The organism is Collinsella aerofaciens (assembly GCF_964283865.1).
Classification (GTDB): domain Bacteria; phylum Actinomycetota; class Coriobacteriia; order Coriobacteriales; family Coriobacteriaceae; genus Collinsella.
This window is the reverse complement of the sequence record NZ_CAXYLS010000003.1, coordinates 97,673-120,431: the sequence shown is the minus strand read 5'-3', so window position 1 is coordinate 120,431 and position 22,759 is coordinate 97,673. Positions and strand designations below refer to the sequence as shown.

Below are 22,759 nucleotides of genomic sequence, written 5' to 3'. Positions count from 1 at the left end.
CGTTTCTTGACTCGTATGAGGTTCGGTTTAAGGTCCGTAGGCGCACGCGCGGTGCGGACGGTAGAAGGCATTTGCGCCACAAGCGCAAATAAGAATGCCCGGGGTTAGAGGCCCGGGCAATTAACAACACCGGAAACTGGTCGCCCGCGCTTTCGATCACTTACGCGGGGTGCGTCGTTTCCTGTAGTTATTGTATCCCGAATCTCCCCGCCGATTCGGGACATTTTGAAAACTCAAACACGTCGGGCAAACCCGGACAATGCGGCCAGGCTCCACTGGGCGAGGAACCGTGTGTGTAACTATCGAACAAATGTTTGTCAAAATCGCGTTAACCAGGCGTAGGTGCATACACTCGCAATAAAATATCCTTGCGACGCATCCCGTGCGCGGGCGGCCGACGACTCGATCGGAGGTCCCCAAATGCTGAAATTCCTTAACGCGCTCGCCGCCCTCGCGGCGGTGGGCTCGTTCGTCATCGCGTTTCTTGACTCGTATGAGGTTCGGTTTAAGGTCCGTAGGCGCACGCGCGGTGCGGACGGTAGAAGGCATTTGCGCTGCAACAAGCGCAAATAAGAATGCCCGGGGTTCGGAGCCCGGGCATTTAACAAAAGCTGAAAACTAGGCCGCCCGCGCTCCCAAACATTTACGCGGGGTGCGTCGTTTTCTATTGATATTGTATCCCGAATTGCCCCGCCGATCCGAGACATTTTGAAAACTCAAATGCTGGCTTAGGCGCGAACGAAATCTCTTTAATTCCGAAAATTATGTATAATTCCAATATAAACTGGAATCAAACGAAAACGATGGAAATGAACGAAGCGCTAATCTACTTAAAAGAAGCACTAGGCCTCTCCGCCAAGACCAAAACTTGGCCTGGATCCGCACGCTTGCCGCTGCATCTGCGGGCGATTGAAGTCTGCGCTGTTGACGCAAGCGGTTTTTCGTTTTTGCTTGCAAGCTTGCCTACTGGCGTCGGGCTTCCCGAGGCTAAGAGAGTCTATAGTCAGCTAGCCTTGCGCGCGGAGACTCCTGTTGTCGTTTCGTTTCCTGATGCCGATGCACGTCAGCGCAAAGCATTGGTCGCACAAGGGATTCCGTTTGTCTGCCCAGGCAGACAGGCTTTTCTTCCATTTATGGGCACAGCCTGCACGGAGAGGGGCGGTGCCCGGTTTCGCAATCACGCGACCAAGATGTCACCCAACGCGCAGGCTGCCGCAATCTGGGGAGCAGCCCAGGAGCCATATCGTCCCTACGACCTTTGTCGTGCGCTTGGGATCTCGGCAAGCCGCGCGAGTGAGGCCATAACCGAGCTTGTTGACAGGGGGCTCGCGAGGCGCGAGCGTCGCAAGCGACGTGTCGTCGTGTTCCCTGTTGCCGTTGATCTTCTGCTCAGTGAGCACATGGCAGAGCTCTCCTCGCCTGTCTCGAAGGTCTTTTTTGCAAGGAAGACGCCGCAGATCGACTATCTTGTTGACGCCGGGGAGACGGCGCTCGCTGCGCGTTCGATGCTCGCTGCGCCGGGCATGGAACAAAAGGCCGTCTTAAGAAGTGCATGGCGTCAACTGAGCGATCTCGAAGTCGCAGACGGGGAGTTGCCGGATAACGAGACGGCGATGATCCAAGTGTGGCGCTATGCACCCGTGTTTGCCGACTCCTCCCGTGTCGACAACATTTCGCTTGCGCTATCTTTGGCGGCAATCGACGATGAGCGAATTCAGCTCGAAGTCGATCGCATGTTTGGAAAGGAATATCCATGGCAAGAAGCGCTGTAGAAGGTCTCCAAGAATTTCAGCAGCATATGCAAGAAGCTGAAGGATCGTATGCCCTTATCGGCGGCACGGCATGCGACATTTTGCTCGCGGAGGCGGGGCTTTCATTCAGGGCGACTCACGATTTTGATGTGGTAATTGTCGCCGATGACCGGTTGCCTCAGACGGCAGAAGCTATATGGACTTTGGTGCGTGATGGCGGTTACCGCTGCGGCTGGGGCGAAGGCAAAGGCTCATGTTTTTATCGGTTTACAGAGCCTAAGAGGCCGGGTTACCCCCATATGATCGAACTCTTCGCGAAGTGCCCCGACTTTCTAAAGGGTCGTGAGGGGATTGATGTGGCGCCAATTCACGTTGATGAAAACATAAGCAGTCTTTCGGCAATTTTGTTGGACGATGCTTACTACAGCTTGTTCCTTCAGGGAATTCGGACCGTAGACGGCGTTTCGGTCCTGGGTACGGAATACATTGTCCCGTTCAAAGCGAAGGCGTATCTCGACCTAAAAGCCAGAAGGGAAGCGGGGGAGAACGTTGATTCGAAGAAGGTAAAAAAGCATAAACGCGATGCGCTGAGGCTTGCTCAGCTGCTTGGCGAGTCGGAAGGTGTCGACCTGGGCGAAGAACTGAAGGACGATATGCTTGCGTTTGTTAAAGATTGCGAGGTGGGCGACGTCAATCTGAAACAGATCGGGGTTGCGGGCGTAACGATGGCGCAGTTGCTCGAGACGATGAAAGCAACATATGGCTTGATTGGTTGAGTGGGGTTACGTGGCCCGAACGGTGCAGCCTAGCTGCGTTGTCCGGCGCATGAGCTCGCTAATCGGCTATTATTTGTTTAGACAACCTGAGCTGTAAAGGAGTGACCGGCGATGGTGCAGGGCGCCAAACATATGAAGAGCAATAACGCCGCGGACAACGGCGGCTCAAGCCCTCAGCCCAAATCTCAACCAAAGCCCAAGCGCCGCCGCAAGCGACTGCCGCGCTGGGCCGACCGGCTCATCACCATCGTCATCATCCTTATCGGCGTGGGCCTTATGACCTGGCCGTGGATCTTGGACCGGCTCGAGGCCTCGGGCGTGTTCAACCAGATCAGCACCGTGTCCAGCACCGTGGACGCGCTGTCTGCCGAGGAGCGCGAACGCATCTTGCTCCAAGCGCGCTCCTATAACGAGCAGCTTGCCGGCGAGGCCACCGAGCTTCCGGCCGACCAGATCGAGCCCTACGCTCAGCAGCTCATCTTTGACCGCGACCCCATGATGAGCTGGGTCGAGATCCCTTCCATCGACGTGAGCATGCCCATCTACCACGGCACGAGCGAAGAAGTCCTTATGGCGGGCGTCGGCCACCTGGAGGGCACGAGCCTGCCGGTGGGCGGCACCTCGACGCATTGCGTGCTCACCGCGCACTCGGGCATGCGCAACCTGAGCATGTTCGACGACATCCATTCGCTGAAGCCCGGCGACCTGGTGCTGCTGCACACCATGAACAAGACGCTCGCCTACAAGATGGTGGACTCCGAGGTGGTGCTGCCCGAGGAGATGGAGTCACTGACCATCGAGCCCGGCGCCGACAAGGTGACGCTCGTCACCTGCACCCCTTACGGCGTGAATGACCATCGCCTGCTGGTGCATTGCGTGCGCACCAAGTACAACAAGAAGGACGTCGACAAGCAAAAGTCGCTGGCCGGCCGCCACTGGGGCAAGCGCGAGTTTGCCGTGCTAATCGTGGTCGTAGCCATTGTGCTGTTGCTGCTGGATATCGTGATCCACGCGGTCCGCAAGCGCCGCAAGACCAAGGCCTCGGCATAAGGCATTCTTCAGAACCACCACAAAGGGGACAGGCACTTTTGTGGTGCTCGTGGCTTTCAAACCATCACAACATTCGATGAAAATCTCGATTTTGGCGAAAAGCGTCGAATGTTGTGATGGTTTTCGTTGCGGGCGGTACGGTTTTCGTTACAGAACCGCCGGCCCGTTGCCTGCCAACCTGCCGCCCTCGTTACGTTTTCGCTGCATTTGGGTAAAGCGCCTGCTCCAAGCCGGCGTTGCCTTGTATACTAGAGCGGTTTAACTGTTATGCGGAAGGGAGCGCCTATGGCACTCAGCGAGAAAGACGTGCGCGGCATCGCCGAGTACGCAAAGATCGCACTGACCGATGACGAGCTCACCCAGATGACGTCCTACATGAACGACGCCGTCCAGATGCTCGAGCCCGTCCTGCAATATGACTTACCCGACGTGGAGCCTACGTTCCATCCTATCGGAAGCCTGTCCAACGTGATGGGCGACGACCTGCGCGAGCCCGAGCGCGACCTGCCGCTCGACGTCGCGCTGGAAAACGCCGGAAGCGCGCGCGATCGCTACTTCCGCGTGCCGTCCATTTTGGGAGAGGGGGAGAGCGAGTAATGGCGCTAAGCTTCGATTCCCTTACCGCCGCCCAGATCGCCGCGGGCGTTGCCGCCGGCGACTTTACCGCTACCGAGGTCGCGCGGGCCTCGCTCGAGGCCATCGAGGCGCGCGAGGGCGGGGTCCAGGCATTCCTGCAGGTGGCGCCCGAGCTTGCGCTCGAGGCTGCTGCGCGCGTGGATGCCGACCGTGCCGCAGGCAAGCCGCTGCCCCCGCTCGCGGGCGTGCCGCTGGCCATCAAGGACAACATGAATCTCGTGGGTACGCGCACCACCTGCGCTTCCCGTATGCTCGAGAACTACCAGAGCGTCTACACCGCCACCTGCGTCCAGCGCATGCTCGATGCCGGCTGCCTGCCCATGGGCAAGGCCAATATGGACGAGTTTGCCTTTGGCAGCTCCACCGAGAGCTCGGCCTTCCACCGCACCAACAACCCTTGGGATACCGAGCGCGTGCCCGGCGGCTCTTCGGGCGGCTCCGCTGCCGCCGTCGCCGCGGGCGAGGTCGCGCTCTCGCTGGGCTCGGATACCGGCGGCTCCATTCGCCAGCCGGCGTCGCTGTGCGGCGTGGTGGGCTTTAAGCCCACGTATGGCGCCGTGAGCCGCTACGGCGTGGTTGCCTTTGGCTCGTCGCTCGACCAGGTGGGCCCCTTTGGCCGCACGGTCGAGGATGTCGCGCTGGCCATGAACGCGCTTACCGGTGCGGGCCACGATCCGTATGACTGCACCAGCCAGGACTGTGCCGTCGACTTTACCGAGCACCTCAACGACAGCATCGAGGGCAAGCGCGTGGGCATCATCCCCGCGTTTATGGAGGCCGAGGGCCTGACGCCCGAGGTCAAGGCCGCCGTTCAGCGCGCCGCCCAGGAGCTGCAGAACCAGGGTGCCGAGCTCGTGGAGGTCGACCTGCCGCACCTGGATGCCGCCATCGCCGCCTACTACGTCATCGGCCCGGCCGAGGCGTTCTCCAACCTGGCACGTTTCGACGGCATTCGCTACGGCTATCAGGAGGAGGGCTGCGCCAACATGTCCGACCAGAGCTCGCTTTCGCGTGCCCACGGTTTTGGCGCCGAGGCCAAGCGCCGTCAGATGCTCGGCGCCTACCTGCTGAGCTCGGGCGTGTACGACAAGTACTACTACGCTGCGCAAAAGGCCCGCACGCTCATCACGCGGGACTACGATGCCGCGTATGCCAAGGTGGACACCATCCTCATGCCCGCCTCGCCGCGCACGGCCTTTAAGTTTGGCGAGATCAGCGACCCCACGCAGATGTACCTCTCCGACCTGTACACCATCTCGCTCAACATTTGCGGCAACGGCGGTATCTCGGTGCCTCTGGGCCTGGGCGAGGACAGCAAGCTGCCCGTTTCTGCCCAGCTGGTTGGCCCGGCCTTTAAGGACCGTCAGCTGCTCACGTTTGCCCGCGCCCTTGAGCGCGGCTTTGCCGATGCCGCCACGGGTGCGCCCGCGCTTTCCGTCGCGCCCGATTTTGCCGGGAAGGGAGGCGAGCTGTAATGAAGGAGCTTTCCGAGGTCCTGCAGGATTGGGAGGCCGTGATCGGCCTGGAGATCCATACCGAGCTCACCGCACTCGATACCAAGATGTTCTGCAACTGCAAGCTTAGCCACGATGACGAGCCCAACGCCAACGTGTGCCCGGTGTGCCTGGGCCTGCCCGGTGCGCTGCCGGTGCCCAACAAGCGCGCCATCGAGAGCATCGTCAAGGCCGGTCTCGCCACCAACTGCGAGATCCAGCGCCACTCGATGTTCTACCGCAAGCACTACTTCTATCCCGATATGGCCAAGAACTTCCAGACTACGCAGGGTCCGGTCGCCTTTGCCATGTACGGTCACCTCGATCTGGATGTGACCGGTCGCGGTGCCGCCGAGCGCCCCGATTGCGCGTTTGGCGAGGCCGAGGCCCAGAGTCTGGCGAGCGCTTCGGCCAACGCCGAGGGCCTGTCCACGTCCATGACATCGACCATGCGCGAGGGCAATCAGCGCGCCGGTCACCTGGCCAGCTACGATGCGTCCAACCTGCAGATGCCCGAGCGCCGCGAGGACGGTTCCTACACGGTGCCCATTCGCATCCTGCGCATCCACATGGAGGAGGACGCCGCCAAGATGGTGCACGTGGGCGGCGCCGAGGGCCGCATTACCGCCGCGGCCGAGTCGCTCGTCGACTACAACCGCTGCGGCACGCCGCTCATCGAGCTTGTAACTGAGCCCGACTTGCGTACGCCCGAGGAGGCTCGCCTGTTTATGGAGAAGCTCCGTCGCATCTTTGTGACGCTTGGCATTTCCGACTGCTCCATGGAGAAGGGTTCCATGCGCTGCGACGGCAACGTGTCGCTGCGCCGCCGCGGCGAGACCAAGCTGGGCAGCAAGACCGAGCTCAAGAACCTCAACTCGTTTAAGAGCCTGCATGACGGCCTTGCCTACGAGATCTGCCGCCAGGCAGAGGTACTCGAGGAGGGCGGCATTATCTACCAGGAGACCCGCCACTGGGAGCCCAGCCGCAAGCGCACCGTGGTCATGCGTGTGAAGGAGACGGCCGACGACTATCGCCTGTTCCCCGATCCCGACCTGGCGCCGTTCGACCTGGACGACGAGTTTATCGATCGTTGCCGTGGCGAGATCCCCGAGCTGCCCGATGCCAAGCGCGCTCGTTTTGAGGCCGACTTTGGCATTAAGACGGCCGACGCCGAGCAGATTGCCGGCGACCCGGAGTTTGCCGAGTTCTTTGAGGCCGCCGCTGCCGGTATGGCTGGCAAGGAGGCCCAGACGGTCGCAAACCTGCTGGTCAACGAGATGATCGCCTACCTTAAGGGAGCGGGTGTGTCGCTCGCCGAGTCCGGCATCGCGCCGGCTCAGGTGACAGCTCTTGCCAAACTGCTGGCGACTGATGCAATCAGCTCCAACCAGGCGCACGAGGTCTTTGAGGCCATGGCCCAGACCGGCGACGATCCCAACAAGATCGTCGACGAGCGCGGCATGCGTCAGGTGAGCGATACCGGCGCGCTGCAGCCGATCGTGGACGAGGTGCTGGCGAACTGTGCCGATCAGGCGCAGCAGTATCGTGACGGCAACCAGAAGGTCATCGGCTTTTTGGTGGGCCAGTGCATGAAGGCAAGCCGCGGCAAGGGCAACCCGAAGCTCTTCAACGAGTTGCTGAGAACGTCGCTCTCGTAGACGGGAACCAAGGGGCCAGGCGCAGGGCCTTGCCTCTCAATTTCGGACAGTCCTGACTCACGACGGAGGCGCCACTGGCGCCTCCTGTTCGTGCGGAACTCATTGAGAGGCAAGGCCCTGCGCCCGGCCCCTCGGTTCCGTAACGACTCGGCCGTTCGGGTCAGGCGGGGCTGAATGGAATAGAGTGAATGGGCGCGCCGTTGGCGCGCCCATTGTTTTGGAGGGAACTCATTTTGAGGAAGCACCCGCCCTGCCGGGGCCCCCGGGTTTCGTGGCGACTCGGCCTTTCGGGTCAGGTGGGCTGAATGGAATTTGGTGAATGGGTGCGCCGTCGGCGCACCCATTTTTGTAGATGTGACAAAGGGACTTTCCCTTTGTCACACTGGCCCTCTGCCGTCTCTTTATTGATGCTGGGAACGCCAGGCGGTGGGGGTGGTGCCGGTGTGTTGCTTGAAGGCTTGGGCGAAGGCGGCCTGCTGAGGGTAGCCTAGACGCTCTGCGACCTGCGCTATCGTGAGCGAGCTATCGGCCAAAAGGTCCTGTGCTCGCTCCATACGGCGTCTGCGAATGTAGGCACCCAGGGACTCGCCGGTTTGGGCCTTAAAGGTGGCGCATAGCTTGGAGCGGCTTGTGTAGAGCCTCTCGGCTACCTCGTTGATACCCACACGTCTGCCTTTGTCGAGCGCGCGCTCAATCATTGCCGTTGCTTCTTCGGCAATGGTTATGCTGGCGCGTGTGTCTGCCGCCCGCCGCGCCTGCTTGTGGGCCGCGCGCGAACAGGCGAGCTCCGCGACCATGGTCTCCACGATGCCTTGCATATAGACGTGTCCGCCTACGGTGCGGGCGCGGTCCTCGTTAATCCGGCGCAGCGTGTGGCAGATGGCAGACGTCGCCTCCTCGTGCCACGACTCGGCAAACGCCTCAAAGACTCCCGCGAACTCAGTGGGATACCGATGCTCCAGCTCGTCAAAATACCCGGGCAAAAAGAGCACCGAGCGCGAGTGATAAAGCTGCCCTGCAAACAGCGGACTTAGTTCCTCGCCGCAGCTATCTTGGATAAAGCTGCACACCGCGCTGTTCGGCCACGGTCCATGCAAGGGTTTAAGGTTCGCAGGCGTTATGCCAGCCTCGGGCATGCATATAAGTGTGGGCGCGCTGACCTCGCTCACGCAGGCGTACGGTTCGGGTGTGTATTCGGCCAGGTACATATCGTGCATCGGGGTAATGAAATGCTCCATAACGATGCAGGCGGGGGAGAGAGGCATGATCCATGCGCGTCCGTGCGCCCGATCGTTTGCCACCTCGCCGGTAAAGACGGCGCCCTTGCCGGTAAGCTCCAGGCCAAACTGCTCAAACTGCGGTGCGTAGAGCTCGGTTATGTCGGTCGCTGCCCGCCGTATTTGCAAAAGCGTCCCTTTCCTTTGCAGAAACGTCCACGCCTGGCTCGATTGTGAGCCATGGCTAACACATCAATGATAAGTTCATTACGGTTAACTCTCAAGCCGTTAGAAGGGAATCTCATGGCAAAGGGGTCAAAAAGGGAAGGCGGCGGTATCGGCGAGCTGCTTGCATATGCCGGCGACCGCAAATTCCTAACGTATTTGGGCATGGCTCTCTCGGCGCTCTCGCAGCTGCTGAGCTTTGGCCCGTACGTGTGCATTTGGCTTGTCGCGCGCGATCTGATCGCCGTGGCACCTAACTGGAGCGAAGCCTGCGACATCGCGACGTATGGCTGGTGGGCCGTGGGGTTTGCGCTGGCAAGCATCGTGGTCTATTTCGTGGGGCTCATGTGCACGCACCTGTCTGCGTTTCGCTGCGCGTCCAATATCCGCAAGACTACGAGCGAGCACCTGCTTAAGCTGCCGCTTGGCTACTTTGACACACACGCCACCGGTGAGCTGCGCCGTATCGTAGACGGATGCGCCGCCTCCACCGAGACCCTGCTCGCGCACATGCTACCCGATATCGCCGGCGCCACCGCCATGGTCGCAGGTCTGCTCGTGCTGCTTTTCGCCCTCGATTGGCGCTTGGGCGCGGCATGCCTTATCTCGGTCGCCGTTTCGCTTGGCGCCATGGCCACCATGATGAGCGGCAAGGGCGCCGAGTTCATGAAGGCCTACATGGGCGCGCTGGTCAAGATGAACAAGACCGGTACCGAATACGTACGCGGCATTCCCGTGGTCAAGGTGTTTCAGCAGACGGTCTATTCCTTTAAGGCGTTCCACGACGCGATCGCCGAATACGCCGACATGGCACAAAGCTATGCGGGCACGTTTTGCCGAGGTCCGCAGGTACTCAACCTTACCGCGCTCAATGGTCTTGTGACATTCCTGTTGCCCGTGGCGTTGCTGTTGGCGCCGGGCGAGAAGGACTTCGCGCATTTTATGGCCAACTTCACGTTTTACGCGATATTTTCGGCCGTGGTACCGACGGCCATGACCAAGCTCATGTTTGTGGGCGAGGCCTCTCAGATGAGTGCCGATTCGCTGGCTCGAATTCGAAGCGTCATGGATTCCAAGCGGCTCTCCGTGCCCGCGCAACCCAAGCACCCTGCCGGCGGCGACGTGCGATTTGAGGACGTGAGCTTTACGTACGAGGGTGCCGAAGCACCTGCCGTTAGCCATGTGAGCTTTAACGTTTCCGCGGGTAGCACCCTCGCCCTGGTGGGTCCCTCGGGCGGCGGTAAGTCAACCTGCGCCAGCCTGATCCCGCGTTTTTGGGATGTTTCTTCGGGTCGAGTGCTCGTAGGCGGTGTGGACGTTCGCGACATGGACCCGCACGAGCTTATGGACCAGGTTGCCTTCGTGTTCCAGACCAACCAGCTGTTCCGGCAAACACTTGCCGATAACGTGCGTGCCTCCAAGCCCACGGCCACTGACGACGAAGTGCGTGCGGCCCTCTCCGCAGCTCAGTGCGACGACATTGTGGCCAAGCTCCCGCAGGGTATTAACACCATGCTCGGTGCTGGAGGGGCATATCTTTCGGGCGGCGAGGTGCAGCGCGTAGCACTCGCCCGCGCGATCCTTAAAGACGCGCCTATCGTGGTGCTCGATGAGGCCACGGCGTTTGCCGACCCCGAGAACGAGGCGCTCATCCAGCGCGCCTTTAGCAAGCTGGCGGCGGGTCGCACGGTCATTATGATTGCGCACCGACTCTCGACTGTAGTGGGGGCCGACAAGATCGTGGTGCTCAATCAAGGTAGCGTGCAGGAGGCCGGCACCCATGCCGAGTTGCTGTCCCAAGAGGGTCTGTATGCCAAGATGTGGGCCGAATACGAACAGGCCGCGAGCTGGAAGATCACTGCCGCCGCAGATGCCGCCGTCACGAAGGGAGGCGAGGCCTAAATGTTCGCCTCATTCCAAAAGAAGTATTTCCTATCCGATAAAGGCGTCGCCGGCGTAAAACGCGGCATTTTCTGGACCGCGCTCACCAATCTCATTACCATGGCCGGCATGGGCTTATTGTTCCTGGTCATGGCCGGTTTTGTCGAACATCTCGCCACCGGTGCCGACCTGCCGGATGCCCTGCCGATTGTGGGCGGCCTCCTGGTCTTTTTCGTGTTGCTCTTTGCCTCTAACTGGCAGCAGTATTACTACACCTACTGCATCTTTTACGAGGAGTGCGGCAAGCAGCGTATGGAGATTGCCGAGCGCTTGCGCAAGCTGCCGCTGTCGTTTTTTGGCCGTCGTGATCTGGCCGATTTAACCGAGACCATCATGGGCGACGTCCAGGCCATGGAGCACGCCTACAGCCACGTGCTGGGAGAGCTTTGGGGTGCCATCATCGCAAGCGCCATTGTGTTCGTGGCGTCGCTGTTCTTTTGCTGGCAGCTGGCGATCGCGGCGTTTTGGAGCGTGCCCGTGGCCTTTGCCGTGCTGTATCTGACACGCGGCCCCATGACCCCGGTGTTCGACCATGTGCGTGCCGAGAAGGTCAAGGTTACCGAGGCGATCCAGGAGGCGCTCGACTGCGTGCGCGAGATCCGTGCCACCAACCAGGAGGCTCATTATCTTGAGGGGCTCAACGCCGTGATCGATGCCGAGGAGCGCGAAACCACCAAGGGCGAGCTCGCCAATGGGCTTTTGGTCAACTCCGCCTTTGCCATCCTGCGCCTGGGGATTGCCACCACGTTGGTCACGGGCGCTGCGATGGTCGCCTCCGGCCAGGCCGTCTTTTTGATGATGTTTGCCTTCCTGCTTATGGTGAGCCGCATCTATGCGCCCTTTGATCAGGCGCTGATGCTGATGTCCGAGCTGTTTGCCGCCGAGTCGTCGGCCAAGCGCATGCGTTCCATCATGGAAGAGCCCGTGGCGCGGGGCAGCGAGCAGTTTGAGCCCGTAGGCCACGATGTGGTGTTCGATCACGTGGCATTTGGCTATGGTGCGGGCGAGGACGGCCGCGCCGGCGAGAAAGTTCTTACCGATGTGAGCTTTACCGCCAAGGAAGGCGAGGTCACGGCACTGGTCGGTCCTTCGGGCTCCGGTAAGTCCACGGTGAGCCGCCTGGCCGCGCGCTTTTGGGACGCCACCGAAGGCACGGTCACCGTGGGCGGCGTGGATGTTGCGAGCGTCGATCCCGAGGTGCTGCTGCGCGACTACGCCATTGTGTTCCAAGACGTTCTGCTCTTTGACGACACGGTGATGGGAAACATCCGTCTTGGTCGTCGCGATGCCACCGATGAGGAAGTGCTTGCTGCCGCGCGTGCCGCCAACTGCGACGAGTTTGTGAGCCGCATGCCGCAGGGCTATGACACCATGATCGGCGAGAACGGCTCCAGGCTGTCCGGCGGAGAGCGCCAGCGCATTTCCATCGCCCGCGCGCTGCTCAAAGACGCGCCTATCGTGCTGTTGGATGAGGCGACGGCGAGCTTGGATGTGGAGAACGAGACCGTGGTGCAGCAGGCGCTTTCCCGCCTGCTCGCAGGCAAGACGGTTATCGTGATCGCCCACCGTATGCGTACGGTGGAAAATGCCGACAAAATCGTTGTACTCAAGGATGGTGTGGTTGCCGAGCAGGGCACTCCGGCGCAGCTCAAGGCGGCAGGTGGAGAATTCGCCCGCATGGTGGCGCTGCAAAAGGAAGCAGCTACCTGGCAGTTGTAAGAAGGGGCAAAGGGACAGTCCCTTTCTCACATTGACAATCGGTTACTCCGCATCGTTAATTTTCAAAAGGTTAGCCATGGCTGACCTATATAGTTAGATAAAATTGAGATATTTCAAAAGCGTGCTCGAGCAAACTTGTTTACTCGGGTGCTGAAGCACCATGCCGCGTCCAATGCGGCAAAAGGGAGAAGCAACATGAAGAAGTCGACGTTCAATACCCTGCTTGTCGGTGGCGGTTTTCTGCTTGGCACGGCCGGCATCAAGCTGCTTACCAGCGCTCCGGTAAAGAATGCCTGCGTGCAGGGTATCGCGTGCGGCATGCGCATCAAGAACGGCTACCAGGACATGGTCGAGCAGGCCAAGGCTAATGTCGACGACATGGTTGCCGAGGCTGCTTACATCACCCAGAGCGAGGCCGCTGCTGACGAGGCAGCCGAGTAACGCTCCCAGGCACAAACTATGAGATTCTCGATTATTAGCGAGATCCCCGGCAGGACCCGTCTTCAATTGGCGGGTCCTGTGCCAGAGAGCGATCTCGATGCACTTCTTAAGCTCAGCGGCGATATCGACGGCGTGCACAAGGTGCGCGTATATGGCCGTATTGGCCAGATGGCGCTCGAATACGACGAGCCACGTCGCGCGAGCGTGCTCGACGCCTTGGGCGCACTCGATGCTCAAGCTATCGCCGATGCCAAGTCGGGCTATGTGATGCAGCTTGAGCCGCGCAAGCACAAACTCGTTATGGACCTGGCGACACTCGTCGGCGCCCACTACGCGCGCCGCTGGTTCTTGCCGACGCCTCTGCGTGCGGTGTTTGTCGTGGCCGGTTACATGGCATTTTTGCGCGCTGCCCTTCATGAGCTGGCGCAGCCGCGCCTGACCGTTCCCGTGCTCGACGCTTCGGCCATCGGCATTTCGTTCGTCAAGCGTGATGTCGACACCGCGGGCCAGACAATGTTCCTGCTCAACGTGGGCGAGCTGCTCGAGGACTACACCCGCGCCATGAGCGAAAACGAGCTCATCAACTCGCTGCTCGATGTACCCGACAAGGTGCAAAAGGTTGTCGGCGACACCGAGGTAAGCGTTGCTGCGACCGAGCTCGAGCCCGGCGATCTGGTCGCCGTGCGCACTGGCATGTCCATTTGCATCGACGGTGTCGTCGAGCGGGGGAGCGCTATGGTCAACCAGGCGACCCTGACCGGCGAGCCGCTGGCCGTTGAGCGCAGCGTGGGCGACGACGTGTTCGCCGGTACCGTCGTGGAAGACGGCAGCATCTTGGTGCGCGTGCGCGCCAACACGGCGCAGACCAAACTGCGCTCGATCGTCTCGCTCGTGCAGACGGCCGACTCGCTCAAATCCGAGGGTCAGTCGCATATGGAGGACCTCGCCAACAAGATCGTCCCGTGGAACTTCCTGCTCGCGGGCCTGGTTGCGCTCACCACGCGCAGCCTTATCAAGACCTCGGCGGCGCTGATGGTCGACTACTCGTGCGCACTCAAGCTCACGGGTTCCGTCGCCGTCATGACCGCCATGAGCGATGCCGCCAAGATGGGCGTCATGGTCAAGGGCGCGAAGTACTTTGAGTCGTTTGCCAAGGCCGACACCATTGTGTTTGATAAGACTGGCACGCTCACCGAGGCGCAGCCGCGCCTGGCTTGTGTGCTGACGACCGACGGCTGGAGCGAGGACGAGGTCCTGCGCCTTTCTGCCTGCCTGGAGGAGCATTTCCCGCATCCTGTGGCGCGTGCCGTGGTCAACGCCGCCCGCGAGCGCGGGCTCGAGCACCGAGAGCGCCATGCCGCCGTCGAGTACATCGTGGCGCACGGCATCGCTTCGTCCATCGAGGGGCGTCGCGCGATTATCGGCTCGGCACACTTTGTGTTTGAAGACGAGAGCGCGCAGCTCGATTCCGACATTAAGGAGCGCATTGAGTCCCAGATGCAGGGCCTGTCGCCGCTGTATCTGGCGGTCGATGGAAAGGTCGTCGGCGTGCTCGGCATCGAAGATCCGCTCAAGGCCGGGGTCCGCGAGGCCATTGCCGACCTGCATGCGCTGGGCGTCAAGCACGTGGTCATGCTCACGGGTGACTCCGAGCGCACGGCCGAGCGCATCGCGCGCGAGGCGGGTGTCGACGAGTTTAAGGCCGAGCTGCTGCCCGAGGACAAGTACGCGTATGTGGAGCGCATTAAGAGCGAGGGGCGCCACGTTGCCATGGTGGGCGACGGCGTCAACGACTCACCGGCGCTGGGCCTGGCCGACGTGGGCCTGGCCATGGGTGGCGGAAGCGACATCGCCAAGGAGGTCGCCGATATCATCCTGACCGATACGGATCTGGCCGCAATCGTGCGCCTGCGCCGCATGAGTCAGGGCCTCATTGATCGTCTGACGAGCTCCTACTCTAAGGTGATGCTCACCAACTCGGCGCTGTTGGCATTGGGTATTACCGGCATGATCACTCCGCAGACGTCGTCACTGCTGCACAACGGCTCAACGATCGCCTACAGCCTGAGCAACGCGAAGGCCTACCTGCGTTAGCAGACGTGTTCGCCCACGTTATCTGGCCTGCGCCCAGACGGCATTTGTGTCGTCTGGGCGCAGGCCTTTTGCGTTTGACCATGTGCTAGCTTCTCTATATAGTGTTGCTAGCAGGGCTAGCAATTGAAGGGAGCGGGATCGACGTGGGTGCTGTTAGCGGCATGGCGCAGGTGAATGTTCGCGTAGATCGCCAGGTCAAGAATCGTGCCGAGGAGGTGCTGCGGCTTTCGGGCGGGTCACTGCCCGAGCTCATCAAAAAGGTGGTGGCCAAGGTCGCGCAGGGTGGCGGGCAGTGCGAGGAAGTGCTTGCGGCCGTCGACGACCGGCGGCAGACCGTCGCGCCCGATACTCCGTTCGCCGCATCATGGGCGGCGGCAGATCAGCTTTACGCGGACCTGGGCATCGCTACGTCGCCCGTATCCGACGATCGCGGTTGGGAAACAATCTATTCCGAAGCCATGGACGAGCGCTATCGCCAAAAGGGGATGATCCTGTGAGCGGGGCTCCCCTCAAAATAATGGTGGATGCCAACGTATGGGTTGATTCGTTTTGCGCCGACCATGCCGAGTCGCTTGCCGCACGCGCGTTTATTGGGCAGACGACGGAGGCGGGGGCATTGCTGTTCTTTCCGGTGCATATCGCCAAGGACGTACTGTATGTTGTACAGCACGAACTGAAGCGCAGCGTTCTTGCCAGCGGGGGAGCGCTCGGCGAGGCTTCTGCCCGCGCGATTGGCGATGCGGCGCTGGCGTTTGTTCGGAACATGACCGAAAACGCCACGGCCGTGGGTGCAGATGCGTCGGACCTTTGGCTGGCCGACAAATACTTAGCGCTCCATCGCGATTACGAGGACAACTTGGTACTCGCCGCATGCAAACGCGCCCAGGTTGATTACTTGGTGACCAACGATCGAAAACTGCTCGAACATGCCAATCTTGCAGCAAAGACACCTCGTCAAATGATGCCGATTCTTGCTTTGGCCAAACGCGGCGGCACGGCTATCGGTTGACGCGAGCTGTTCGCGGGCCCCTTGGACGACGATGCGCCAAGGGGCCCGCGTCTGCTATTTACAAAAGCTCGGCCTTGATGGCGGGACTTTCTGCGAGCTGCTCGGCTGCCTTTTCGTCGGAGCTGTCGAGTGCTGCCAGACTGCGGTAGACCCACTCGTTGACCTGGGTGTTCTTGACGCCTGCGGTCTGCATAAGGGCGCCTACCTCGCGGATTGCTGCGAGCAGATCGGCTTTGGGACCCGCGAGCTCGACCTCGATGCCGTGGTAGGCGGCCACGCCGCGGTTCTCACTCACGTGGTCGATAAAGCCCTCGACGGTCTCAAGCTGCTGGGCGAGTGCTGCATCATCGTCAGCGTCCAGCGCAACAAGGGCGTTCGAAACCGTGAGGGCGGGATGTCCGCAGGGGACAAAGCCTTCGATGACATCCATAGCTTCGGTAATGGTTGAGCCCAGGCCTGCGAGGGCATTGACGAGTTGCTGCTTGGTATCCATAACGGTCCTTTCGACGGGTCAATTTTGCTTGGCGAAAATATACGTGACGCGTTCGGTGGCAAAAGTGCGAAGTGTGGTGCACATTAGGGTCTTCACAGCTCGTGCATAGAACAGCTGTCCGCTTTCAGAACGTGGTAAGATAACACTCCACGAGCGGGGCTCGCCCCGTATGTTCCTTGAAAAGTCGACGGTTATCGGGTGTTTGCAGGCCCGATACCATCCAGACTTTCCCGACATCCGGGGGCGACTGGTTTCGACACGATAGCTCTGAGAGAGGAAGCAAGCCGAGGTCTCCTCGCCTCGTTAAACAGGGGTACCGTCAAATTGAATTGACAACAACTCTTCTTTTGAGCCTATGGCTCTCGCTGCTTAGTTTATAGCGGCGCGTCAACCCGGTGATTTCCCCGACACCGGCGCGACGTCATGTTAGGGGAATGCTCCTGCGCACGTAATCGGTATGGCGCGGGCTAAGACCGAACCGGTTGGGATGCCGCGAGCGTGTCGCTGCGCGCAAAGCGTCCGAGACTAAACCAGCGACTGAGCTTGGAGATGCCAATCAGGGGGCTTTCGTGGACCGGAGTTCGATTCTCCGCGCCTCCACCAATAGTTACAAGCAGGTAGGTAAACGCACCTACCTGCTTTTTTATTACTTATAGATACCGCGGAGAATCGAACTCTGTGCAGGGCGCGAGCGTTAAACAAACGCGGAGCGTTTGTAGCGAGCGGGCGAGGACGCCGGCAGGCGGCCGAAGCCGGTGCGTATTTGCGAAGCAAATACGCGGATTCTCCGCGCAAAGCTTCAACCCTATGCAGATGCGATGCCGATCGGACTGCAGCCTGCCATGCCCCGCATCAACGTCGCCCAAGGCGGAAAATCCATCCCAGAATTCCGACTCAGACTGGGATGCGGTTTCCGGATGACGTTTCAAGCGGAAAGCGCATCCCGGAATCCTCATTCGGAATGGGATGCAATTTCCAAATGAATGGCTAGCGGAAAGTTCATCCCGGAATCTGCGCTCAGAACGGGACACGCTTTCCCAACGGCGGTCCAAGCGGAAAGCGCATCCCGGAATCCCGCCTCAAACTGGGACGCGCTTTCCGCTTCACCTGCCGCCTCGAAAAACCTGCGCGCCCTCCATTCCAAAACTGGGTAGAAGAAAGTCAAAACGCAATCGCAGGAGGTCAATATGACTGCAGAAGATAAGGCAAAGAATGCCGGCAAGGTCGCGCTCGTTTTGGAGGGCGGCAGCTTCCGCGGGCAATTTACCGCAGGCGTGCTCGACGTCCTCATGGAGGCCGGTGTCGAAATTCCGGCGGTGTACGGCGTCTCGGCCGGTGCGCTCAACGGCGTCAACTACAAGTCGCACCAGATCGGCCGCACCAACCGAGTCAATTTGACCTTCTGCAACGACAGCCGCTACATGGGCGCCGCGTCGTTTGCGTCCACGGGTTCCATCGTGGGTTACGACTTTATCTTCAACGACGTCCAGGACCGCCTGGATCCTTTTGATAACGAGACGTTCGACGCCAGCCCTATCGAGATGTACGCCGTCGCGACGGACATGCTCTTTGGAACCGCCGCGTACCTGCCGGTCAAAAGCGCCGTGCTCGACCTCGACGCCGTGCGTGCCTCGACCTCGTTGCCGCTGGTGACGCCGCCGGTCGAGATCGACGGGCACAAATACGTCGACGGCGGCGTAGCCGATTCGGTCCCCATCGAGCACGTGCTGGAGGAGGCGGGCTTCGATCGCGCGGTTGTCATTGTCACGCAGGACCGCTCGTACGAGAAAAAGCCCTACGAGTTTATGCCTGCCGCGCGCGCCCGCTATGCCGACTACCCCTACCTGCTCGAGGCTATCGAGACGCGCCACGACCGCTATAACCTCCAGCGCATGCACCTGTGGCAGTATGAGCGCGAGGGCCGCGCGCTGGTCATCGCTCCGCAAAAGCCGGTCGAGGTCGGCCATGTCGAACACGATCCAGCAAAGCTGCTCGATCTGTATATTCAGGGTCGCCAGGAGGCAAAGCGTTTACTCGCGGAGATCCAGGAGTTTGTTGAGCGCTAGCGCTGCAACGTCACGGCTCGTGGATGACATGTGCAGAAACTCTGGTCGGAGCCAAAATACCTGTTGACTCGTACGGCGAGCGGGGTAATATGGACGGGTTACTTGCAGAGCCCCGTGAATCTCTGTAACAACACGTACTGTACATGGAGGAGTCTAAGTGATTTCGAAATCGACTCACTACGCCAAGCAGGGCGAGGTCCAGCGCAACTGGGTTCTCGTCGACGCCGATGGTGCTGTCCTGGGCCGTCTTGCCACCCAGATCGCAATGATCCTGCGCGGTAAGAACAAGCCCCAGTTCACGCCCAACAGCGACTGCGGCGACTTCGTTGTCGTCATCAACGCCGATAAGGTCCAGCTTACCGGTAACAAGGCCGACACGAAGACCTATTATCGCCACAGCGGCTACAACGGCGGCCTCAAGGCTGAGAGCTTCCGCCAGGCTATGGAGAAGCACCCGGAGAAGGTCATCGAGCGCGCCGTTCGCGGTATGCTGCCCAAGACCACCCTCGGCCGTGCCCAGATGACCAAGCTTAAGGTCTACGCTGGTGCCGAGCATCCGCATGCTGCCCAGAACCCCACGAAGATTGAGCTGGAGGCTTAAAGATGGCTGAGAACACCGTTGTCTACCAGGGTACCGGCCGTCGTAAGAACGCCGTCGCCCGCGTCCGTCTCGTCCCCGGCACCGGCAAGGTGACCATCAACAAGCGTGATGCCGAGCAGTATTTCGGCCGTCATCAGCTCGTTGAGAACGCCCTTGCTCCCTTCAAGGTGACCGACACCGCCGGTCAGTTCGACGTTATCGCTCTGTGCGATGGCGGCGGCATCTCCGGTCAGTCCGGCGCTCTGCGCCTGGGCATCGCTCGCGCTCTTCTGAACGCTGGCGATTACCGTGCTGACCTCAAGAAGGCCGGTTTCCTTACGCGCGATGCTCGCGTGGTCGAGCGCAAGAAGTACGGCCTCAAGAAGGCCCGCCGCGCTCCCCAGTTCTCCAAGCGCTAAGGTTTTATCTCCTTTCGAGATACAATGTACAAGCGGGGCCTGCCGATTCCTCGGCGGGTCCCGCTTTTCTTTTTCGACTAGGGTGGGCGGTTGCATATCGCCTGCTAGGGAAGGAGCGATCCTATGCCCCAGAACATCTTCGGTACCGACGGCGTCCGTGGCGTCGCCAATGCCGACCTCTCGTGCGACCTCGCGTTTCGCCTGGGCCGCGCGGCGACCAAGTTCCTTGGTCCGGATATCTGCGTCGGCCGCGACACGCGTCTTTCGGGTACCATGCTCGAGAGCGCTCTGACTGCCGGCATCATGGCCGAGGGCGGCCGTCCGCACTGCTGCGGCGTCATCCCCACGCCTGCCGTGGCGCTGCTCACCGTCCAGAACGAGCTCGACGGCGGCATCGTCATCTCTGCTTCGCATAATCCGCCGGAGTTCAACGGCATCAAATTCTTTAGCCGCAAGGGTATGAAGCTTCCCGATGCGGTCGAGGAAGAGATCAGCGCCTGGGTCATGTCCGAGGAAGTCATGGCTGCCGACACGCTGCCGACCGGTGCCGGCGTGGGCCACATCATCAAGATGAAGGACGCTCGCAAGGCATACGTCGACCACGCCATCGATACGCTTGATGGCCTGAGGCTCGATGGCCTGGTCGTTGCCGTCGACTGCGGTCACGGTGCTTCCTGCCAGACTACGCCCGCCGCGCTGCAGCGCCTGGGTGCCACGGTCCATGCCATCAACACCGATTACTGCGGCACCGACATCAATGTCGAGTGCGGCTCTACGCACCTCGAGCCTCTGCGCGAGCTCGTGCTGCGCACCCATGCTGACATCGGTCTGGCCCACGACGGCGACGCCGACCGCGTACTGTTCGTGGACAGTGAGGGCAATGAGATCGACGGTGACTACATCCTGGCTATCTGCGGTTCTGACCTCGCCGCCCGCGGGAAGCTCGCCAATTCCGAGATTGTCTCGACCGTCATGTGCAACCTTGGCTTCTCCATCGCTATGAAGGAGCAGGGCTTCGAGATGGTTCAGACCGCCGTGGGCGATCGCTACGTTCTGGAGCGTATGCTCGCGGATGGCGCCGTCATCGGCGGCGAGCAGTCCGGCCACATCATCTTCCTGGAGCACAACACCACCGGTGACGGTCTGGTGACGGCTCTGCAGCTGCTGGCCGTGCTCAAGCGCACCGGTCGTACCCTCACCGATCTTGCCGGCATCATGAAGAAGTACCCGCAGGTACTCGTCAACGTGCATTCCGACAACAAGGCTGGTCTGGACGATTGCCAGCCCATCTGGGATGCCGTCGCTGCTGCCGAGAAGGAACTTGACGGCCGCGGTCGCATTCTGGTGCGTCCGAGCGGTACCGAGCCGCTGGTCCGCGTTATGGCCGAGGCCGAGACGCACGAGCTGACCCAGCGCGTTGTTGACGACATCGTCGAGGTTGTCAAGCGCGAACTTCCCTAATGGTCAAAAACGAGTGCCAAGTGGTAAACTGTTAAGGCTATTTTGGTCGATTGGTATGTCCGAGGGGGAGCATGTTCACTAAAGTCCTAAGGTCTTTTGGTATGCGTGGTCGAGTCCTTACGCTGGATGCTCCCATCTCGGGCGACGTCATTCCGTTGTCCGAGGTCAATGACCAGACATTTGCCACCGGCCTTTTGGGCCAGGGCGTGGCGATTCAGCCTACCGGCACGCGTGTGATTGCACCGGCTGATGCCAAGGTCGAGGCCATTTTTCCCACGGGACACGCTGTTGCGCTTAACACGGTCGATGGCTTGGACGTGCTCATCCACGTTGGTTTGGACACTGTTCAGCTTGAGGGCAAGCACTTTACCGTACATGCGCAAGTGGGTGACATCGTCCATAAGGGCGATGTGCTCATTGAGTTCGATCGCGAGGCAATTGCTGCCGAGGGCTATGATGTGACGGTTCCCATCTTGGTGTGCAACTCCGTTGAGTTCTCGAGTATCAAGGGCTCCGTTGGCGTGCATGTCGAAGAGATGGACCAGCTCATCGTTGCTCGCGAGCGCTAGCAAGTGCACGTGGCCATTAGCCTACAATTCAAACACGTTTACGGAGGGCGCCCTTGAAAGAGGACGCCCTCAGTGGCAAGATGGGATTTGTCCGAAGCTAAAAGGCTTCGGGTCACCGTGGACGGGCAGGGGCCTCGACGCGGCTAGACACGAGACACATACATTACGCGACCTCGCCCTGGTGGCCGCACACGTTGGTTGCGGCCGACGCGGGCCGCGGGCAAGTGCTTGTAAGGGGAGCCTTGCCTCTCTTGTACGAGAAAGGACGCGTAATGAAGATCATTAAAGCTAAAGACTACGAGGATATGAGCCGCAAGGCCGCCAATATCATCTCGGCGCAGGTTATCCTCAAGCCCGACTGTGTGCTGGGCCTTGCCACCGGCTCCACCCCGATCGGTGCCTACAAGCAGCTCGCTGCTTGGTACGAGAAGGGCGACGTCGACTTTGCCGAGGTCAGCACCTACAACCTGGACGAGTATCGCGGCCTTTCGCACGACGATCCCCAGAGCTATCACTACTTTATGCGTGAGAACTTCTTCGATCACATCAACATCGACCTGAACAACACGCATGTGCCCGACGGTTCCAACCCCGACGCCGCCGCTGCCTGCTCTGAGTACGACAAGATCGTCGCCGCCGCCGGTTACCCGGATCTGCAGCTGCTCGGCATTGGCAACAACGGCCACATCGGCTTCAACGAGCCCGATGACCACTTCTCCAAGGGCACGCACTGCGTCGACCTCACCGAGAGCACCATTCAGGCCAACAGCCGCCTGTTCGACAGCATCGACGACGTTCCCCGTCAGGCCTACACCATGGGTACCCAGACCATCATGTATGCCCGCATGATCCTGGTCGTCGCCAACGGCGAGGCCAAGGCTCAGGCCGTGCATGACATGTGCTATGGCCCGGTTACGCCCGCGTGCCCGGCTTCGATCCTGCAGCTGCACACCAACTGCGTTGTCGTTGCCGACGAGGCCGCCCTTTCGCTCTGCGAGTAGCACGAATCCTGCATCTCGACATAGCCTTGCCTAAGGCCTCCGCTTTGCGGGGGCCTTTTTGCTATCCCTTTCTGTCCACTTGACCAAAATCTTGTCGCAAGCTTGACGAATGCCGGATGCCCAACAGCTTGATTCATTCCATACCAGATTCTATGCAAAA

The 22,759-nt window shown here is 60.5% G+C and carries 20 protein-coding genes and 1 other RNA gene; 19 read left to right on the top strand and 2 right to left on the bottom strand.

Features of this window, described 5'->3' with window-relative positions; all coding sequences use genetic code 11:
* Positions 1-803 precede the first annotated feature (803 nt).
* The 6 genes from ACRX4W_RS03215 to gatB all read left to right on the top strand — a co-directional run bounded on the left by ACRX4W_RS03215 (position 804) and on the right by gatB (position 7,364).
* Positions 804-1,772 carry a hypothetical protein gene (locus tag ACRX4W_RS03215; protein ID WP_432299134.1) on the top strand — a complete coding sequence of 323 codons (969 nt, stop codon included), beginning with the start codon at positions 804-806 and terminating at the stop codon, positions 1,770-1,772.
* The gene (locus ACRX4W_RS03210) at positions 1,754-2,527 is read left to right on the top strand and encodes a hypothetical protein (RefSeq protein WP_118270459.1); all 774 of its coding nucleotides are present in this window, start codon (positions 1,754-1,756) and stop codon (positions 2,525-2,527) included. Before ACRX4W_RS03215 ends, ACRX4W_RS03210 begins: the two co-directional genes overlap by 19 nt.
* A gap of 132 nt (positions 2,528-2,659) precedes the next feature.
* Positions 2,660-3,577: a class C sortase gene (locus ACRX4W_RS03205; protein WP_432299132.1), complete on the top strand. Its 918-nt coding sequence runs from the start codon at positions 2,660-2,662 to the stop codon at positions 3,575-3,577.
* A gap of 285 nt (positions 3,578-3,862) precedes the next feature.
* A complete protein-coding gene (gatC, locus tag ACRX4W_RS03200; RefSeq protein WP_055250987.1) occupies positions 3,863-4,174 on the top strand; it encodes an Asp-tRNA(Asn)/Glu-tRNA(Gln) amidotransferase subunit GatC in 312 nt (103 codons plus the stop codon).
* Positions 4,174-5,688 (top strand): Asp-tRNA(Asn)/Glu-tRNA(Gln) amidotransferase subunit GatA, encoded by a 1,515-nt coding sequence (gene gatA, locus ACRX4W_RS03195; RefSeq protein WP_432299130.1) that lies wholly within the window; start codon positions 4,174-4,176, stop codon positions 5,686-5,688. Before gatC ends, gatA begins: the two co-directional genes overlap by 1 nt.
* A complete protein-coding gene (gene gatB, locus ACRX4W_RS03190; RefSeq protein WP_432299128.1) occupies positions 5,688-7,364 on the top strand; it encodes an Asp-tRNA(Asn)/Glu-tRNA(Gln) amidotransferase subunit GatB in 1,677 nt (558 codons plus the stop codon). The genes gatA and gatB overlap by 1 nt, the downstream gene beginning before the upstream one ends.
* A 401-nt stretch (positions 7,365-7,765) precedes the next feature.
* Here gatB and ACRX4W_RS03185 read toward each other — a convergent pair whose 3' ends face one another.
* Positions 7,766-8,770 (bottom strand): helix-turn-helix domain-containing protein, encoded by a 1,005-nt coding sequence (locus ACRX4W_RS03185; protein ID WP_117583344.1) that lies wholly within the window; start codon positions 8,768-8,770, stop codon positions 7,766-7,768.
* 114 nt (positions 8,771-8,884) lie between these two features.
* On the opposite strand from ACRX4W_RS03185, the gene ACRX4W_RS03180 reads away from it, so the two are divergent.
* The 6 genes from ACRX4W_RS03180 (at position 8,885) to ACRX4W_RS03155 (ending at position 16,010) form a co-directional block, all read left to right on the top strand.
* Positions 8,885-10,708 (top strand): ABC transporter ATP-binding protein, encoded by a 1,824-nt coding sequence (locus tag ACRX4W_RS03180; protein ID WP_199576421.1) that lies wholly within the window; start codon positions 8,885-8,887, stop codon positions 10,706-10,708.
* A complete protein-coding gene (locus tag ACRX4W_RS03175) occupies positions 10,709-12,466 on the top strand; it encodes an ABC transporter ATP-binding protein (RefSeq protein WP_432299125.1) in 1,758 nt (585 codons plus the stop codon).
* Between the two features lie 195 nt (positions 12,467-12,661).
* Complete coding sequence (locus ACRX4W_RS03170) at positions 12,662-12,907, top strand: DUF6110 family protein (protein WP_055250999.1); 246 nt, start codon at positions 12,662-12,664, stop codon at positions 12,905-12,907.
* A gap of 78 nt (positions 12,908-12,985) precedes the next feature.
* Positions 12,986-15,001 carry a heavy metal translocating P-type ATPase gene (locus ACRX4W_RS03165; RefSeq protein WP_432299123.1) on the top strand — a complete coding sequence of 672 codons (2,016 nt, stop codon included), beginning with the start codon at positions 12,986-12,988 and terminating at the stop codon, positions 14,999-15,001.
* Positions 15,002-15,144: 143 nt separating this feature from the next.
* Positions 15,145-15,498, top strand: a complete 354-nt coding sequence (locus tag ACRX4W_RS03160) for a hypothetical protein (RefSeq protein WP_158566564.1) — start codon at positions 15,145-15,147, stop codon at positions 15,496-15,498.
* Positions 15,499-15,518: 20 nt separating this feature from the next.
* Positions 15,519-16,010 carry a type II toxin-antitoxin system VapC family toxin gene (locus ACRX4W_RS03155; protein ID WP_432299121.1) on the top strand — a complete coding sequence of 164 codons (492 nt, stop codon included), beginning with the start codon at positions 15,519-15,521 and terminating at the stop codon, positions 16,008-16,010.
* Positions 16,011-16,068: 58 nt separating this feature from the next.
* On the opposite strand, the gene ACRX4W_RS03150 is transcribed toward ACRX4W_RS03155, so the two are convergent.
* On the bottom strand, positions 16,069-16,503 hold the full coding sequence (locus ACRX4W_RS03150; protein ID WP_118267839.1) for a hypothetical protein: 435 nt from the start codon (positions 16,501-16,503) through the stop codon (positions 16,069-16,071).
* Positions 16,504-16,742: 239 nt separating this feature from the next.
* Between ACRX4W_RS03150 and ssrA the strand changes: the two genes are divergently transcribed.
* The 7 genes from ssrA (at position 16,743) to nagB (ending at position 22,599) form a co-directional block, all read left to right on the top strand.
* Positions 16,743-17,106, top strand: a transfer-messenger RNA (tmRNA) gene (gene ssrA / locus ACRX4W_RS03145).
* Between the two features lie 584 nt (positions 17,107-17,690).
* Positions 17,691-18,569 (top strand): patatin-like phospholipase family protein, encoded by an 879-nt coding sequence (locus ACRX4W_RS03140; protein WP_253056667.1) that lies wholly within the window; start codon positions 17,691-17,693, stop codon positions 18,567-18,569.
* A 157-nt stretch (positions 18,570-18,726) separates the two neighbouring features.
* Positions 18,727-19,170, top strand: a complete 444-nt coding sequence (rplM, locus tag ACRX4W_RS03135) for a 50S ribosomal protein L13 (RefSeq protein ID WP_022094635.1) — start codon at positions 18,727-18,729, stop codon at positions 19,168-19,170.
* Positions 19,171-19,172: 2 nt separating this feature from the next.
* Positions 19,173-19,568, top strand: a complete 396-nt coding sequence (gene rpsI, locus ACRX4W_RS03130) for a 30S ribosomal protein S9 (protein ID WP_022094634.1) — start codon at positions 19,173-19,175, stop codon at positions 19,566-19,568.
* A gap of 123 nt (positions 19,569-19,691) precedes the next feature.
* Positions 19,692-21,029: a phosphoglucosamine mutase gene (glmM, locus tag ACRX4W_RS03125; protein ID WP_253056665.1), complete on the top strand. Its 1,338-nt coding sequence runs from the start codon at positions 19,692-19,694 to the stop codon at positions 21,027-21,029.
* Positions 21,030-21,130: 101 nt separating this feature from the next.
* On the top strand, positions 21,131-21,598 hold the full coding sequence (locus tag ACRX4W_RS03120; protein ID WP_306421699.1) for a PTS sugar transporter subunit IIA: 468 nt from the start codon (positions 21,131-21,133) through the stop codon (positions 21,596-21,598).
* 272 nt (positions 21,599-21,870) lie between these two features.
* The gene (gene nagB / locus ACRX4W_RS03115; RefSeq protein ID WP_055251013.1) at positions 21,871-22,599 is read left to right on the top strand and encodes a glucosamine-6-phosphate deaminase; all 729 of its coding nucleotides are present in this window, start codon (positions 21,871-21,873) and stop codon (positions 22,597-22,599) included.
* Positions 22,600-22,759: the final 160 nt, after the last annotated feature.